Below are 15,691 nucleotides of genomic sequence, written 5' to 3'. Positions count from 1 at the left end.
AAACCAGCGCGCGCCGTGCCGTTCCCGCCATCGATTGAACCGTATTCGAACACCATGGACATTCACATCAATCAGAAGCCGTTGTCGTTGCCCGAAGGCGCGACTGTCGCCGATGCGCTCGCCGCGTTCGGCGCGCGTCCGCCGTTCGCGGTCGCGCTGAACGGCGATTTCGTCGCGCGTGCCCAGCATGCGGCGCGCGCGCTGCAGCCGGGCGACAAGCTCGATGTCGTGCAACCCGTGGCCGGCGGTTAAGTCCGCGCCACGCCTTGCCGGAGACCAGAATTATGCAAATGACTTCCACTCAAACCGCCGACGCGCTCACGCTCTACGGCCAGACTTTCGCGAGCCGCGTGCTGCTCGGCACCTCGCGCTATCCGTCGCTGCAATCGCTGTCCGATTCGATCGATGCGGCGCGGCCCGGCATGGTGACCGTCGCGCTGCGCCGGCAGATGAACGAAGGCGGCGCCGAAGCCGGCTTCTTCGATCTGCTCAAGCGCCACGGCGTGCCGCTGCTGCCGAACACGGCCGGTTGCCTGACCGTCGGCGAGGCGGTGACGACCGCGCACATGGCGCGTGAAATCTTCGAAACCGAGTGGATCAAGCTCGAACTGATCGGCGACGACTACACGTTGCAGCCCGACCCGGTCGGTCTGATCGAGGCGGCAGCACAGCTAATCAAGGACGGCTTCAAGGTGCTGCCGTATTGCACCGAAGATCTCGTGATCGGCCGCCGCCTGCTCGATGCGGGCTGCGAAGCGCTGATGCCGTGGGGCGCGCCGATCGGCACCGGCAAGGGCGTGATCAATCCGTACGGCCTGCGGGTCTTGCGCGAACGGTTGCCCGACGTGCCGTTGATCGTCGATGCCGGCCTCGGCGTGCCGTCGCACGCGGCGCAAGTGATGGAATGGGGCTTCGATGGCGTGCTGCTGAACACCGCTGTTTCGCAGGCGACGCACCCCGACGCGATGGCGCGCGCCTTTGCGCTGGGCGTCGAAGCGGGCCGCCAGGCTTTTCTGGCGGGACCGATGGCCGAGCGCGAAAGCGCGCACGCGAGCACGCCGGTCGTCGGCATGCCGTTCTGGCATCAGGATGGGAGCGCCGCATGACGCAAGCTTTGCCTTTGACTAGCCGCGATCTCTTCTGGCCGCCCGCCGATGAACTCACGGAAGCCGCTGAGCGGATCCGCGCCCGCCTGGGCGAGTGGCCGCCCACGCACGCCCCGTGGCGCATCTGCCTGACCGCGCCGGACGAGCCGAATGGCGGCGACCTGATCGTCGTCGCCGACGCGCAGCAGCATGGCGAGCAGGTGGCGCGCTGGCAGGTGCAGGGCGCCGGCGTGATCGTGGCCGCCGAGAATGCGGCCACGCTGCATCTGGGCGGGGAGAAATACGCGCTGGAAAGTCATCTGGCGGAAGACTGGATTCCCGCGTTGGCGGCGTTTCTCGACTGCGGCTTCGATCCGCACGACGCGCTGGTTCTGGCGCTGGCCTGGCGCGACGGCGACGAAACCAGGGCGGACGACGCCTTTCCGGCCGACATCGCGCACTTCCCCCGCCTCGCCGGCCTGCCGGCGGCTCCGGCGCAAGCGTTCGCGCGGTGCCCTGACAGGCTCGGTCTGTATCCGGTGCTGCCGACCGCGGAGTGGGTCGAACGGGTGGTGGGTTTGGGCGTCAAAACGGTCCAGTTGCGCCGCAAATCGGCCGAACCCGCTGACGAACTGAAGCGCGAAATCGCCCGCTGCGTCGCCGCGGGCCGTGAGCACGATGCCCAGGTTTTCATCAACGATCACTGGCAAGCCGCGCTGGAAGCGGGCGCCTACGGTGTCCACCTCGGCCAGGAAGACGTGCATACGGCAGATCTGCCGGCACTTGCCGCCGCCGGCATCCGCCTCGGCCTGTCGACGCACGGTTTCTACGAGATTCTGAAGGCGCTGCACTTCCGGCCAAGCTACATTGCGCTGGGTGCGGTGTTCCCGACCACCACCAAGGTCATGCCGACCGCGCCGCAAGGACTCAAGCGTCTGGCGCGGTATGTGCGGCTGCTGGACGGCGTCGTGCCGCTGGTGGCGATCGGCGGAATCGACCTGCAGGTGCTGCCGGACGTGCTGGCGACCGGCGTGGGCTGCGCGGCCGTGGTGCGCGCCGTGACCGAGGCCGCCGACCCGGCTGCCGCGGTTTCTGCGTTGCAACATGCGTTTACGCAATAATCGGTACGTTCAGTAAAGGGACAGGGCACCTCACGGCAGCATTTCCATGATGGCCCTATAATTCGGCCTTCCGTGTAAAAGGACTGTCAGTTTCGTGTCTTCCTCCCCCGAGACCTTACTCGAGCTGCGCGACGTCGACTTCGGTTATGGCGACCGGCTCGTCCTGTCGAACCTGAATCTGCGCTTCAAGCGCGGCCAGGTCGTTGCGGTCATGGGCGGCTCGGGTTGCGGTAAAACCACGGTGCTGCGCCTGGTCGGCGGTCTGGTGCGCGCGCAGCGCGGCCAGATCCTGTTTCATGGCCAGGACATCGGCCAACAGACGCGCGACGGCCTGTATGCGCTGCGCCGCAAGATGGGCATGCTGTTCCAGTTCGGCGCGTTGTTCACCGACATGTCGGTGTTCGAAAACGTCGCTTTTGCCCTCCGCGAGCACACCGACCTTCCCGAAGAACTGATCCGCGACCTCGTGTTGATGAAGCTCAACGCGGTCGGGTTGCGTGGCGCGCGCGACCTGGCGCCGTCGGAGATTTCAGGCGGCATGGCGCGGCGCGTGGCGCTGGCCCGGGCGATTGCGCTCGATCCCGAACTGATGATGTACGACGAGCCGTTCGCCGGCCTCGATCCGATCTCGCTGGGCATTACCGCAAACCTGATTCGCGCGCTGAATCAGGCACTTGGCGCAACGTCGATCCTGGTCACACACGACGTGCCGGAGTCGTTCGCGATTGCCGATTACGTCTATTTCCTTGCCAACGGCGGGGTGCATGCCGAAGGCACGCCGGCTGAGCTGCGGGCGTCGACCGATCCTACGGTGCGCCAGTTCATCGACGGCGCGCCGGATGGCCCGTTCAAATTTCACTACCCCAGCAAGACGCCGCTCGCGGCGGACTTCGGCATTGGCGGAGGTCAGTCATGATCAGTGCGCTTGGTCGCTCGGTGATCGACGGGTTGGGCACGGCCGGTTATGCCACACGCTTCTTTTTCCGCTTGCTGCTCGAATTTTTCCCGTTGCTGCGCCGGCCGCGTCTTGTCACGAAGCAGATCCACTTCGTGGGTAATTATTCGCTGGTGATCATCGCCGTGTCGGGACTGTTCGTCGGCTTTGTGCTTGGCTTGCAGGGTTACTACACGCTGAACCGGTACGGTTCCGAACAGGCGCTGGGGCTGCTGGTCGCACTTTCGCTGGTGCGCGAACTCGGGCCGGTGGTCACGGCGCTCCTGTTCGCGGGGCGCGCCGGCACGTCGCTCACGGCCGAGATCGGCCTGATGAAGGCGGGCGAGCAATTGACCGCGATGGAAATGATGGCGGTGGACCCGGTCAAGGTCGTCGTCGCGCCGCGCCTGTGGGCGGGCATCGTTTCCATGCCGATCCTGGCCGCGATTTTCAGCGCGGTCGGCGTGCTCGGCGGTTATGTGGTGGGTGTGCTGCTGATCGGCGTCGATGCCGGCGCTTTCTGGTCGCAGATGCAAGGCGGCGTCGATGTTTGGCGCGACGTCGGCGCTGGGGTCGTCAAGAGCGTGGTGTTCGGCCTCGCGGTGACCTTTGTGGCGCTGTTTCAGGGCTATGAAGCCAAGCCGACGCCGGAGGGCGTGTCGCGCGCCACGACCAAGACGGTCGTGTACGCGTCGCTTGCGGTGCTCGGCCTCGATTTTCTGTTGACCGCACTGATGTTCAGCTAAAACTGCGCTGCACGTTTTCGCTCAGGGGCGCGCCTCAGGTTGCGCGTGACGCGAGCGGGAGCAGCGTGGCGGATTCACTTTGGGATGACGATGAAAAAGACTGCTCTCGACTTCTGGGTCGGCTTGTTCGTGGTGTTGGGTTTCGTGGCGTTGCTGTTTCTCGCGCTGAAGGCCGGCAACATGAGCTCGTTGTCGTTTCAGGCAACGTATCCGATCAAGCTCAAGTTCGACAATATCGGCGGACTGAAGGCGCGCGCACCGGTGAAGAGCGCGGGCGTGACGGTCGGCCGGGTTGCCTCGATCGGCTTTGACAGCAATGCCTATCAGGCTGTCGTCACGATCGATATCGACAAGCAATACCCGTTTCCGAAAGACACGTCGGCGAAGATTCTGACCTCCGGTCTGCTCGGCGAGCAATACATCGGGCTCGAACCCGGTGGCGACAGCGAGACGCTTAAAGCGGGTGACACGATCTCGATGACACAATCGGCAATCGTGCTGGAAAACCTGATCGGACAATTCCTGTATAGCAAGGCCGCGGACTCGGGCGCATCCAAGCCGGGCGCGGGCTCGGCTGCACCTGCGGCCGCCCCTGCCACGGCGCCCGCGCCGGCGGCGCCGACTCCGCCCGCCTCTGGCGCGGCCGGTCAATAAGGAGAATAAAAATGCAGACCCTACGCAAACGAGGTGCGCGCACCGTCCAGATAGCGACGTTCGCGCTCGCGGCCGCTACGCTCGCCGGCTGCTCGACCGTGCAGACGCCGACCAAGGGCGACCCGCTCGAGGGCTTGAACCGCACCATCTTCACCGTCAACGACAAGCTCGATCAGTACGCGCTGAAGCCGGTCGCGAAGGGCTACGTGTCCATCACGCCGCAACCGGTGCGCGACAGCGTCACCAACTTCTTCTCGAACATCGGCGACGTCTACATCGCGGCGAACAATCTGCTGCAGCTGAAGATCACCGATGGCGTCGAAGACATCATGCGGATCGTGATCAACACGGTGTTCGGCGTCGGCGGTCTGTTCGATGTGGCGACGCTCGCCAAGCTGCCCAAGCACGACAACGACCTCGGCCTGACGCTCGGCCACTACGGCGTGCCGTCGGGTCCCTACCTCGTGCTGCCGCTGTTCGGGCCGAGCACGCTGCGCGACGCGGTCGGCTCGATCGGCAATTACTACGTGAATCCGCTTAGCTACATTCACCCGGATGGCCTGAGCTGGGCGCTGTACGGCCTGAACGTGATCAACACGCGTGCGAATCTGCTGAACGCGAGCGACGTGCTGGAAGGCGCCGCGCTGGATAAGTATTCGTTCGTGCGCAACGCGTATCTGCAACGCCGCCAGTATTTGCTGTCGGACGGCAAGCAATCGCAGTCGCTGCCGAACTACGGCGATGAAGCGCCGCTGCCGAAGTACGAGGACGTCGATAGCGGTGCGGCTGGCACGCAAGGTGCCGCGGCAAAGGCGGCGCCTGCGTCCGGTACGGCAGCGGCAACGCCGCCGCAAGCTGCTTCGGCAGCGGGTGCAACCACCGGGGCTACCACGGGTGCAACCGGCACGGCGGCCGCACCTGAAGCCGCCTCCGGCAGCTCGGAAACGCCGCCGCTCGACCTGAACGGCGGTCCGGAAACGACGCAGATTCCAGCCGGTCAACTGGTTCCGCCGACGCGTTTCAGCTTTCCGTCATTCAAATTGCGTTGATCGTGCGGCCGTAACACCTCGATACGACTCTCGCAGTTTGCGCATGGATTGCTGCTGAACTCGCGTGCTAATGTCGGTTCAAACGGTTGCACTATTTTTAAGGCAAGGTTCGATATGAAAAAATTCTTCCTGATTCCGCTGTTTGCTGCGTTGTTCTCGTTCGCCAGTGCTGGTGCATCGGCACAAACTGTCGATTCGAGTTCGCCCGATACTTTGGTTAAGACCGTCACCCAGCAGGTGATCGACTCGATCCACGCCGACAAGTCGATCCAGCAAGGCGACATCACCCATATCACGCAGCTCGTCAACGAAAAGATCCTGCCGTACACCGATTTCCGCCGTACCACGCAACTGGCGATGGGGCGCAACTGGCGCACCGCGACGCCGGAGCAGCAAAACGCCGTGGTCGAGCAATTCAAGATGCTGTTGATCCGCACGTATTCGGGTGCGTTGGCGCAAGTGCGCGACCAGCAGATCCAGTACAAGCCGTTCCGCATGAATCCGGACGACACCGACACGGTGGTGCGCTCGGTCGTGATGAACAACGGCTCGCCGATCGAACTCGACTACCGTCTGTACAAGACGCCGAACGGCTGGCGCGTGTATGACATCAACGTGCTCGGCGCGTGGCTCATCCAGGCGTATCAGCAGCAGTTCAGCGAGCAGATCCAGCAGAAGGGCGTGGACGGACTGATCCAGTTCCTCACGCAGCGTAACCAGCAACTCGCCGCAGGCAAGCAGTCGTGAGCGAAGTGCTGAACGCCGTCGTAAGCCACTTCGAAAGCGGCGCGACGTTGACCCACGAGAGCGCGAAAGCCGCGCTCGAAGCGGGTTTGCAGCGCATTGCCGCGGGTGCGAACGGCGTGGATTGCGCGCCGCTCGCGCAATTCGATTCGTCCGCGCTTGCCGTCCTGCTCGCGTGGACGCGTGCCGCTCAGGCCCGCGGCATCGCGTTCGAGATCGTCAACCTGCCGGCTGGTCTCGCCAGCCTCGCACAAGCCTACGGCGTCGATACCCTTGTCGACTGGAGCTAGCGCTTTGGCGCTTGCTCGAGTTCCGCGCAAGCTGGTTGCGCCGGCGCGACATTGACGCTCCCATAGCGTCGCTTCCAATCGCCCCGGCCGAGCCGGGGCTGCCGATTTTTGCCCTATAATCAAACGTTTTTCGGGGCATATAACCGGCCCCAATTTCGTCCCTCCCAGCACTTTTGCGCCCCCTCGGGGCTCCTTTAGGCGCCGCGACGCACGCGGCCCACAGTCATGTCAGCCATAGAAATTCGTAACGTCAAGAAGCGCTACAAAGATTTGCAAGCGCTCAAGGGCGTCAGCCTCACGGTGGAAGAAGGCGAGTTCTTCGGACTGCTCGGTCCGAACGGCGCGGGCAAGACGACGCTCATCAGCATACTCGCCGGTCTCGCGCGCGCCGACGAAGGCAGCATCGCGGTCCGCGGCCATGACGTAGTCAGCGATTTCCGCGACGCGCGCCGCGCGCTCGGCGTGGTGCCGCAGGAGCTCGTGTTCGATCCTTTCTTTACGGTGCGCGAAACCTTGCGCATCCAGTCCGGCTATTACGGGTTGCGCAATAACGACGCGTGGATCGACGAGATCATGGCCAATCTCGACCTCACCGAGAAAGCCGACGCCAACATGCGCGCGCTGTCGGGCGGCATGAAGCGCCGCGTGCTCGTGGCGCAGGCGCTGGTGCATCGGCCGCCGGTGATCGTACTGGACGAGCCGACCGCGGGCGTCGACGTCGAACTGCGTCAAACCTTGTGGAAGTTCATCTCGCGCCTGAATCGCGAAGGGCACACGATCGTGCTGACCACGCACTATCTGGAAGAAGCCGAATCGCTGTGCGACCGCATCGCGATGCTGCGGCGTGGCGAGGTCGTCGCGCTCGAGCGCACCAGCACGCTGCTGCAGCGCTTCGCCGGCATGCAGCTGTTCCTGCGTTTTGCGCAAGGCGTGTTGCCGGCTGAGTTGCGTCCGCTCGAAGTGGAAAGTGGTTCGGGCAACGGCAACGGCCGCCAGCATCTGCTGCGGCTCGCGAGCTATGACGACGTCGAGCGGATTCTCGCGCAGTGCCGCGCGGCGGGCTGCGCATTCGAAGAAATCGAGGTTCGCAAAGCCGATCTCGAAGATGTGTTCGTTCAGGTGATGAACGGTCCGGAAGTGATCGAGGGGCTGGCATGAGCGGCTACAGTGGTTTCAGCACGCTGTTTTACAAGGAAATCCTGCGGTTCTGGAAGGTGGCGTTCCAGACCGTGCTGGCGCCGGTCATCACTGCGCTGCTGTATCTGACGATCTTCGGCCACGCGTTGCGTGGCCACGTTCAGGTCTATCCGGGTGTCGAGTACACGAGCTTCCTGATTCCCGGCCTCGTGATGATGAGCGTGTTGCAGAACGCATTTGCGAATAGCTCGTCCTCGCTGATCCAGTCGAAGATCACCGGCAACCTGGTGTTCGTGCTGTTGCCGCCGTTGTCGCACTACGAGATGTTCGGTGCGTATGTGCTCGCGGCCGTGGCCCGCGGTCTCGCGGTAGGCTTCGGCGTGTTCATCGTGACGATCTGGTTCGTGCCGGTCAGCTTCAGCGCGCCGCTTTATATCATCGCGTTCGCGATTTTCGGCGCGGCGATTCTTGGCACGCTGGGCTTGATCGCGGGCATCTGGGCTGAGAAGTTCGATCAGCTCGCCGCGTTTCAAAACTTTCTGATTATGCCGCTCACGTTCCTCTCGGGCGTGTTCTACTCGACGCACACGCTGCCACCGGTGTGGCGCGAAGTGTCGCGGCTCAATCCCTTTTTCTACATGATCGACGGCTTTCGCTACGGTTTCTTCGGGATGTCGGATATCAATCCGCTCGCGAGCCTTGCGATCGTTGCCGGTTTCTTTGTGGTGCTGGCCGTGGTGGCGATGCGCATGCTCGCCTCCGGCTACAAACTGCGCCACTGATCAGGAGCATCTCTCATGTTGCCGACTCCCGAACAGGTCAAGCAATACATCGCAGCTGGGCTCGCTTGCCAGCATCTCGAAGTCGAGGGCGACGGTCAGCATTTCTTTGCGACCATCGTCTCGCCGAGCTTCGAAGGCAAGCGTCTGATCCAGCGCCACCAACTCGTGTATGCGGCGCTCGGCGACCGCATGCGCGAAGAAATCCACGCGCTCAGCATGAAGACGCTGACGCCCGCCGAATGGCAGAACGCGTAATCTGGAAATTTAGTGCGAATTACTCAGGAAGGGCGCGATGCCGGTAGCGGCGCGCCGAACACGGTTAAAGCAGGCCCGGCCGAAGTCCGGGTCAATCAGGAACTGACAGGCATGGATAAACTCGTCATTGAAGGTGGCTACCCGCTGTCGGGTGAAGTCGTCATCTCAGGCGCCAAGAACGCGGCGTTGCCGATCCTGTGCGCAAGTCTGCTCAGCGCGGAGCCGGTGCATCTGGCCAACGTGCCCGACTTGCAGGACGTGCGCACGATGCTCAAGCTGCTCGGTCAGATGGGCGTGCAGATCGAGAGCGGTGAGGGGGGCGTGTCGCTGGATGCGTCGAAGGTCGACAACCTCGTTGCGCCTTACGAAATGGTGAAGACCATGCGTGCGTCGATCCTCGTGCTCGGCCCGCTGGTCGCGCGCTTCGGTCACGCCCGGGTGTCGCTGCCGGGTGGCTGCGCCATCGGCGCGCGTCCGGTGGATCAGCACATCAAGGGTCTGCAGGCCATGGGCGCCGAGATCACGATCGAGCACGGCTTCATCGAAGCGCGTGCGAAGCGCCTGAAGGGCGCGCGCATCGTGACCGACATGATTACCGTGACGGGCACCGAAAACCTGTTGATGGCAGCGGTGCTGGCCGAAGGCGAAACGGTCATCGAGAACGCCGCGCGTGAACCGGAAGTGGGTGACCTCGCGCATCTGCTGGTCGAGATGGGCGCGAAGATCGAAGGTATCGGCACCGACCGTCTGGTGATCCAGGGCGTCGATAAGCTGCATGGTGCAAAGCACACGGTGATTCCGGATCGCATCGAGGCCGGTACGTTCCTGTGCGCCGTCGCTGCTGCCGGCGGCGATGTCACGTTGCGCAAGGTGCGTCCGCTGATCCTCGAAGCCGTCATCGAGAAGCTGCGCGAAGCCGGCGTCACGGTCGAAGAGGGCGATGACTGGATCCGTGTGCGCATGGACAAGCGTCCGAGCGCGGTGAGCTTCCGCACGTCCGAATACCCCGCGTTCCCGACCGACATGCAGGCGCAGTTCATGGCGCTCAACACGATCGCGGACGGCACCTCGCAAGTCGTCGAGACGATCTTCGAGAACCGCTACATGCACGTGCAGGAACTGAACCGCCTCGGCGCGAACATCACGATCGACGGCAACACTGCGCTCGTGACCGGCGTCGAGAAGCTGTCCGGCGCGAAGGTGATGGCCACCGACCTGCGTGCGTCGGCGAGTCTCGTGATCGCCGCGCTGCGTGCCGAAGGCGAAACGCTGATCGATCGTATCTATCACCTGGATCGTGGCTACGACCGGATGGAGACCAAGCTCAATGCCATCGGCGCCAGGGTGCGCCGTATCTCGGGGAGCCAGGCATGAGCTCGATGCCGCAAACGTCGTCTTCGCCGGCTGTGAGCGCACCGCTCACGCTGGCTTTGTCGAAAGGGCGTATCTTCGAAGAGACGCTGCCGCTGCTCGCCGCAGCCGGTATTGAGGTCGCGGAAGATCCGGAAACATCACGCAAGCTGATTCTGCCCACAACAGACGCGAACCTGCGCGTTATCATCGTGCGCGCAACGGACGTGCCGACCTACGTCGAGTACGGCGCGGCCGACTTCGGCGTGGCCGGCAAGGACGTGTTGCTCGAGCACGGCGGCAGCGGGCTGTACCAGCCGGTCGACCTGGATATCGCGCGCTGCCGGATGTCGGTCGCGGTGGCGGCCGGTTTCGACTACGCGAACGCGGTGCGCCAGGGCGCACGCCTGCGCGTGGCCACCAAGTACGTTGAAACCGCACGTGAGCATTTTGCCGCCAAGGGCGTCCACGTCGACCTGATCAAGCTGTACGGTTCGATGGAACTGGCGCCGCTGGTCGGCCTCGCGGACGCGATCGTCGACCTGGTGAGTTCGGGCAATACCTTGCGTGCCAACAATCTTGTCGAGGTGGAAGAGATCATGCAGATTTCGTCGCGCCTCGTTGTGAACCAGGCGGCGCTGAAGCTCAAACGCGCCGCGCTGCGGCCGATCCTCGACGCATTCGAACGCGCGTCGAAAGCCGGCACTGCGGCAGCCTGAACAGTTTGGCCACGCGCGTGGTCGAACTTTTAACGCGCGCCTTACCGAAACGGATACCCGTATGTCTATCAAGATTCGCAAACTCGATTCCAGCTCGCCCGACTTCCAGAAGTTGCTGCACGCGGTGCTCGCGTTCGAGGCGAGCGAAGACGAAGCAATCGAGCGCTCGGTCGCGCAGATTCTGAACGACGTGAAGGCGCGCGGCGACGCCGCGGTGCTCGAGTACACGAACCGCTTCGACCGCGTCGAGGCGAAGAGCGTCGAGTCGCTCGAGTTGCCGATGTCCGAACTGGAAGCGGCGCTGGAAGGCCTCGAGCCGAAGCGCCGCGCGGCGCTCGAAGCGGCGGCGGCGCGCGTGCGCGGTTACCACGAGAAGCAGAAGATCGAGTGCGGCAGCCATAGCTGGCAGTACACGGAAGCCGACGGCACGGTGCTCGGCCAGAAGGTCACGCCGCTGGATCGCGCGGGTATCTACGTGCCGGGCGGCAAGGCGGCGTATCCGTCGTCGGTGTTGATGAACGCGATTCCGGCGCGCGTGGCCGGCGTGCGCGAAATCGTCATGGTCGTGCCCACGCCGGACGGCGTGAAGAATCCGCTCGTGCTGGCGGCCGCGTTGCTGGGCGGCGTGGATCGCGTGTTCACGATCGGCGGCGCGCAGGCGGTGGGCGCGCTGGCGTACGGCACGGAAACGGTGCCGGCGGTCGACAAGATCTGCGGCCCGGGCAATGCCTATGTCGCCTCGGCCAAGCGCCGCGTGTTCGGCACGGTCGGGATCGACATGATCGCCGGGCCGTCGGAAATTCTCGTCTTGTGCGACGGCACGACGGACCCGCGCTGGGTCGCGATGGACCTGTTCTCGCAAGCGGAGCACGACGAGCTCGCGCAATCCATCCTGCTGTGCCCGGACGATGCATTCATCGCCCGCGTACGCGACGCGATCAACGAGCTGCTGCCGACCATGCCGCGCCAGGACGTGATCCGCGCGTCGCTCGAAGGCCGCGGTGCGTTGATCAAGGTGCGCGATATGGCCGAAGCCTGCGCGATCGCCAACGACATCGCACCGGAACACCTCGAAATCTCCGCGCTGGAGCCGCATCAATGGGGCCAGCTGATCCGTCACGCCGGTGCGATCTTCCTTGGCCGCTATACCAGCGAAAGCCTCGGGGACTACTGCGCGGGGCCGAATCACGTGCTGCCTACGTCGCGTACCGCGCGGTTCTCGTCGCCGCTGGGCGTCTACGATTTTTTCAAGCGGTCGAGCGTAATCGAGGTCAGCGCGGACGGCGCGCAGACGCTTGGCGAGATCGCCGCCGAACTCGCATACGGCGAAGGCCTGCAGGCACATGCCCGCAGCGCCGAATACCGGATGCGGCAGAACGGCTGAAGGTGAGGAACAAGCGCCCGGAAGCGGCGAACCCGAAGATGGCGCAAGCGGGCATCGAACCGGTGTCCGCGAACTCCGCCGACGGATTTCGCGTAATTTCCCGTTAAATAACGACAATACAGACCAAGCTGGGGCAGTCCGCAAGCCGCCGATACCTCGATACCCGGCCGGCGTCTCCCGTGCGGCCCGGTCCACTGACTTATGACGACACCTCAAGACATCATCCGCCGCGACGTGCTCGCGATGACGAGCTATCCGGTTCCGGACGCCACGGGCTACATCAAGCTCGATGCGATGGAAAACCCATTTCGACTACCTCCGGTGCTTGCCGCCCATCTGGGCGAGCATCTGGCCGGCGTCGCGCTAAACCGCTATCCGGCGCCGCGCCCGGAAGCGCTGATTGAAAAGATCAAGCGTGTGATGGGCGTGCCCGCGGGTTGCGACGTGCTGCTCGGCAACGGCTCGGATGAAATCATCAGCATGGTGTCGGTGGCGTGCGCGAAGCCGGGCGCCAAGGTGCTCGCGCCGATGCCGGGTTTCGTCATGTATCAGATGTCGGCGAAGCTGGCGAATCTGGAATTCATCGGCGTGCCGCTCAAGGCCGATTTCACGCTCGACACGGAAGCGATGCTGGCGGCGATCGCCGAGCATGAGCCGGCGGTCGTCTATCTGGCCTACCCGAACAACCCCACCGGCACGCTGTACGACGGCGCGGACATGGAGCGCATCATCGCCGCGGCAAACAAAAGCCTCGTGGTGATCGACGAGGCGTACCAGCCGTTCGCGCAGCAAAGCTGGCTGCCACGCGCCGATGCGTTCGACAATGTCGTCGTGATGCGGACGGTGTCCAAGCTCGGCCTGGCCGGCATCCGCCTGGGTTATCTGGTCGGCAGGCCCGCCTGGCTCACCGAGTTCGACAAGGTGCGCCCGCCTTACAACACCAACGTGCTGACGCAAGCCGCCGCCGACTTCCTGCTCGACCACGTCGACGTACTCGACGCCCAGGCCGAGCAACTGCGCGAAGAGCGGACGAAACTCGCGCAAGCCGTGGCCCAATTGCCGGGCGCCGAAGTGTTCCCGAGTGCCGGCAACTTCCTGCTGGTGCGGGTGCCTGACGCATCCGTTATGTTCGAAACGCTGCTGGCGGCGCGGGTTTTGATCAAAAACGTGAGTAAAATGCATCCATTGCTGGTCAATTGCGTGCGTTTGACTGTCGGTTCGCCCGAAGAAAACGCCCAATTGGTCGCCGGACTGAAGCTTGTGCTGCACTGAATGACGTACCAGACGGCTGCGTGAGCGCTTTCCCAAGCTGCGGAAAGCGCGCGCGGGCCGCCGTTTTTCCATCCCACACTACTATCGCTTTCTAGCTAGATTCGAGGAATTACCATGCGCCTTGCGGAAGTCGTTCGCAACACCAGCGAAACGCAGATCCGTGTGAAGATCAATCTGGACGGCACCGGTCAGCAGAAGCTGGCCACCGGTGTGCCGTTTCTTGATCATATGCTCGACCAGATCGCACGGCATGGACTGTTCGATCTGGACATCGAAGCGCATGGCGACCTCGAAATCGACGACCACCATACGGTCGAAGACGTCGGCATCACGCTCGGCCAGGCCGTCGCGAAAGCAATCGGCGACCGCAAGGGCATCCGCCGCTACGGTCATTCCTACGTGCCGCTCGACGAAGCGCTGTCACGCGTCGTGATCGATTTTTCCGGGCGTCCGGGCCTCGAATTCCACGTGCCGTTCACGCGCGCGCGCATCGGCACGTTCGACGTCGATCTCTCCATCGAATTTTTCCGCGGCTTCGTGAACCACGCCGGCGTCACGCTGCATATCGACAACCTGCGCGGCCTGAACGCCCATCATCAGATGGAAACGGTGTTCAAGGCGTTCGGGCGTGCATTGCGCATGGCCGTCGAGATGGACGAACGCGCGGCGGGGCAGATTCCGTCGACCAAGGGCAGCCTTTAAGCGCTCATTTACCAGCCTCGTGACCAGGACCGGCCGCGCTTCCTCGCGCCCGGTGTGCGATGGATATTCTGAAGTCGTTTATTTCGCTGCTGGCGCTGATCAATCCGGTCGGCGCCATCCCGTTCTTCATGAGCCTGACGGCAAATCAGAGCGACGTCGAGCGGCGTAGAACCATCCAGATCGCGGCGATTTCGGTGTTTTGCGTGATTGCGGTGACGACGCTGCTCGGACAGCAGATCATCAGCTTCTTTGGCATTTCGGTCGGGTCGCTCGAAGTGGGCGGCGGGATCATCATGCTGCTGATGGCCATCAACATGCTGAACGCGCAGATCGGCAACAGCCGTTCGACGGCGGAAGAGCGCGATGAAGCCGAGCAGAAGAACAACATCGCGGTTGTGCCGCTGGCGATTCCGCTGCTGACCGGCCCGGGCGCGATCAGCACCACGATCATTTATGCGGCCGGCTCGGCGCACTGGTACGACCGGTTGAGCCTCGTGGCGATCGGCGCCGTATTGGCGGCGATCTGCTTCTTTTCGCTGCGGCTCGCTGAACCGATTGCCCGCTGGGTCGGTCGCACGGGTATCAATATCGGCACGCGGCTCATGGGTTTGATGTTATCGGCGCTGGCAGTGGAATTCATCGTCGACGGATTGAAGGCATTGCTGCCTAACTTGAAATGAAAACTTCGATAGCGATTGTGGATTACGGAATGGGCAACCTGCGCTCGGTTGCCCAGGCATTGCGCCGCGCCGCGCCGGAAGCGGACGTGGCGATCGTCGATCAGCCGGAAGCGATCCGCTCGGCCGACCGCGTGGTGCTGCCCGGCCAGGGCGCGATGCCCGACTGCATGCGCAGTCTGGCCGAGTCCGGCCTGCAGGAAGCGGTCGTCGAGGCCTCGCGCACCAAGCCGCTGATGGGCGTGTGCGTCGGCGAGCAGATGCTGTTCGACTGGAGTGCCGAGGGCGGTACGCCCGGCTTGGGTCTGTTGCCCGGCAAGGTGCTGCGCTTCGATCTGGAAGGCCAGGTACAGGACGACGGTTCGCGCTTCAAGGTCCCGCAAATGGGCTGGAACCGCGTGCGCCAGGCGCAGCCGCATCCGTTGTGGGACGGCGTCGCGGATAACGCGTTCTTCTACTTCGTGCACAGCTATTACGTCGTGCCGGACAATGCGGCCCACACGTCGGGCGAAACGGTGTACGGTGTGCCCTTTACCTCGGCGGTGGCGCGGGATAACATCTTCGCGACCCAATTCCACCCGGAAAAGAGCGCCGAAGCGGGGCTGCGCGTGTATCGCAACTTCGTGCACTGGAACCCGTGAGCGCCTTTCTTCATCCCGTTGCCGTGCGCCGTTCCGCCATCAGCGGAGCGGAGGTTGCACGCCGCAACCGCAGCAAGACGATTTCGCTCCATGCGTTCCAATATGGCGCTGCGCAAGGGCGTCGAAAGAGTTGTACTAAACTAGCGAAA

Annotated in this window: 19 protein-coding genes; all 19 read left to right on the top strand. The window is 63.7% G+C overall.

Translation table 11 applies throughout. The features are described 5' to 3' along the window. Positions 1 to 54: 54 nt before the first annotated feature. The 19 genes from thiS to hisH all read left to right on the top strand — a co-directional run bounded on the left by thiS (position 55) and on the right by hisH (position 15,542). Positions 55 to 252, top strand: coding sequence for a sulfur carrier protein ThiS (thiS, locus tag DSC91_RS24000; protein ID WP_115781182.1), 198 nt, complete (start codon positions 55 to 57; stop codon positions 250 to 252). A gap of 38 nt (positions 253 to 290) precedes the next feature. After that, entirely contained in the window at positions 291 to 1,106 is an 816-nt protein-coding gene (locus DSC91_RS23995) for a thiazole synthase (protein WP_115783464.1), read from the top strand. Further along, entirely contained in the window at positions 1,103 to 2,206 is a 1,104-nt protein-coding gene (thiE, locus tag DSC91_RS23990; protein ID WP_115781181.1) for a thiamine phosphate synthase, read from the top strand. Before DSC91_RS23995 ends, thiE begins: the two co-directional genes overlap by 4 nt. A gap of 94 nt (positions 2,207 to 2,300) precedes the next feature. Beyond that, complete coding sequence (locus DSC91_RS23985; protein WP_115781180.1) at positions 2,301 to 3,122, top strand: ABC transporter ATP-binding protein; 822 nt, start codon at positions 2,301 to 2,303, stop codon at positions 3,120 to 3,122. Then, positions 3,119 to 3,886, top strand: coding sequence for a lipid asymmetry maintenance ABC transporter permease subunit MlaE (gene mlaE / locus DSC91_RS23980; protein WP_115781179.1), 768 nt, complete (start codon positions 3,119 to 3,121; stop codon positions 3,884 to 3,886). The genes DSC91_RS23985 and mlaE overlap by 4 nt, the downstream gene beginning before the upstream one ends. A 90-nt stretch (positions 3,887 to 3,976) precedes the next feature. Continuing rightward, on the top strand, positions 3,977 to 4,540 hold the full coding sequence (mlaD, locus tag DSC91_RS23975; protein ID WP_115783463.1) for an outer membrane lipid asymmetry maintenance protein MlaD: 564 nt from the start codon (positions 3,977 to 3,979) through the stop codon (positions 4,538 to 4,540). Between the two features lie 11 nt (positions 4,541 to 4,551). Next, complete coding sequence (locus tag DSC91_RS23970; RefSeq protein WP_115781178.1) at positions 4,552 to 5,589, top strand: MlaA family lipoprotein; 1,038 nt, start codon at positions 4,552 to 4,554, stop codon at positions 5,587 to 5,589. 114 nt (positions 5,590 to 5,703) lie between these two features. Further along, on the top strand, positions 5,704 to 6,336 hold the full coding sequence (locus DSC91_RS23965) for an MlaC/ttg2D family ABC transporter substrate-binding protein (protein ID WP_115781177.1): 633 nt from the start codon (positions 5,704 to 5,706) through the stop codon (positions 6,334 to 6,336). Then, positions 6,333 to 6,623 carry an STAS domain-containing protein gene (locus tag DSC91_RS23960; RefSeq protein WP_115781176.1) on the top strand — a complete coding sequence of 97 codons (291 nt, stop codon included), beginning with the start codon at positions 6,333 to 6,335 and terminating at the stop codon, positions 6,621 to 6,623. Before DSC91_RS23965 ends, DSC91_RS23960 begins: the two co-directional genes overlap by 4 nt. A 225-nt stretch (positions 6,624 to 6,848) precedes the next feature. Further along, positions 6,849 to 7,781 carry an ABC transporter ATP-binding protein gene (locus DSC91_RS23955; protein ID WP_115781175.1) on the top strand — a complete coding sequence of 311 codons (933 nt, stop codon included), beginning with the start codon at positions 6,849 to 6,851 and terminating at the stop codon, positions 7,779 to 7,781. Continuing rightward, a complete protein-coding gene (locus DSC91_RS23950; RefSeq protein ID WP_115781174.1) occupies positions 7,778 to 8,542 on the top strand; it encodes an ABC transporter permease in 765 nt (254 codons plus the stop codon). Before DSC91_RS23955 ends, DSC91_RS23950 begins: the two co-directional genes overlap by 4 nt. A 15-nt stretch (positions 8,543 to 8,557) precedes the next feature. After that, positions 8,558 to 8,797: a BolA family protein gene (locus DSC91_RS23945; RefSeq protein ID WP_006052280.1), complete on the top strand. Its 240-nt coding sequence runs from the start codon at positions 8,558 to 8,560 to the stop codon at positions 8,795 to 8,797. Positions 8,798 to 8,899: 102 nt separating this feature from the next. Then, positions 8,900 to 10,171: a UDP-N-acetylglucosamine 1-carboxyvinyltransferase gene (gene murA, locus DSC91_RS23940; protein WP_308422884.1), complete on the top strand. Its 1,272-nt coding sequence runs from the start codon at positions 8,900 to 8,902 to the stop codon at positions 10,169 to 10,171. Then, positions 10,168 to 10,866: an ATP phosphoribosyltransferase gene (gene hisG / locus DSC91_RS23935; protein WP_115781172.1), complete on the top strand. Its 699-nt coding sequence runs from the start codon at positions 10,168 to 10,170 to the stop codon at positions 10,864 to 10,866. The genes murA and hisG overlap by 4 nt, the downstream gene beginning before the upstream one ends. 61 nt (positions 10,867 to 10,927) lie before the next feature. Next, the gene (gene hisD / locus DSC91_RS23930) at positions 10,928 to 12,250 is read left to right on the top strand and encodes a histidinol dehydrogenase (protein WP_115781171.1); all 1,323 of its coding nucleotides are present in this window, start codon (positions 10,928 to 10,930) and stop codon (positions 12,248 to 12,250) included. Positions 12,251 to 12,451: 201 nt separating this feature from the next. Further along, on the top strand, positions 12,452 to 13,522 hold the full coding sequence (gene hisC, locus DSC91_RS23925) for a histidinol-phosphate transaminase (protein ID WP_115781170.1): 1,071 nt from the start codon (positions 12,452 to 12,454) through the stop codon (positions 13,520 to 13,522). A 114-nt stretch (positions 13,523 to 13,636) separates the two neighbouring features. Further along, the gene (gene hisB, locus DSC91_RS23920; protein ID WP_054036619.1) at positions 13,637 to 14,224 is read left to right on the top strand and encodes an imidazoleglycerol-phosphate dehydratase HisB; all 588 of its coding nucleotides are present in this window, start codon (positions 13,637 to 13,639) and stop codon (positions 14,222 to 14,224) included. 59 nt (positions 14,225 to 14,283) lie between these two features. Next, on the top strand, positions 14,284 to 14,904 hold the full coding sequence (locus tag DSC91_RS23915) for a MarC family protein (protein ID WP_115781169.1): 621 nt from the start codon (positions 14,284 to 14,286) through the stop codon (positions 14,902 to 14,904). Beyond that, positions 14,901 to 15,542 carry an imidazole glycerol phosphate synthase subunit HisH gene (gene hisH / locus DSC91_RS23910; RefSeq protein ID WP_115781168.1) on the top strand — a complete coding sequence of 214 codons (642 nt, stop codon included), beginning with the start codon at positions 14,901 to 14,903 and terminating at the stop codon, positions 15,540 to 15,542. Before DSC91_RS23915 ends, hisH begins: the two co-directional genes overlap by 4 nt. Positions 15,543 to 15,691: the final 149 nt, after the last annotated feature.

Source organism: Paraburkholderia caffeinilytica (assembly GCF_003368325.1).
Classification (GTDB): domain Bacteria; phylum Pseudomonadota; class Gammaproteobacteria; order Burkholderiales; family Burkholderiaceae; genus Paraburkholderia; species Paraburkholderia caffeinilytica.
The sequence above is the reverse complement of the archived record's forward strand: the minus strand, read 5'-3'. Positions and strand labels throughout refer to the sequence as shown.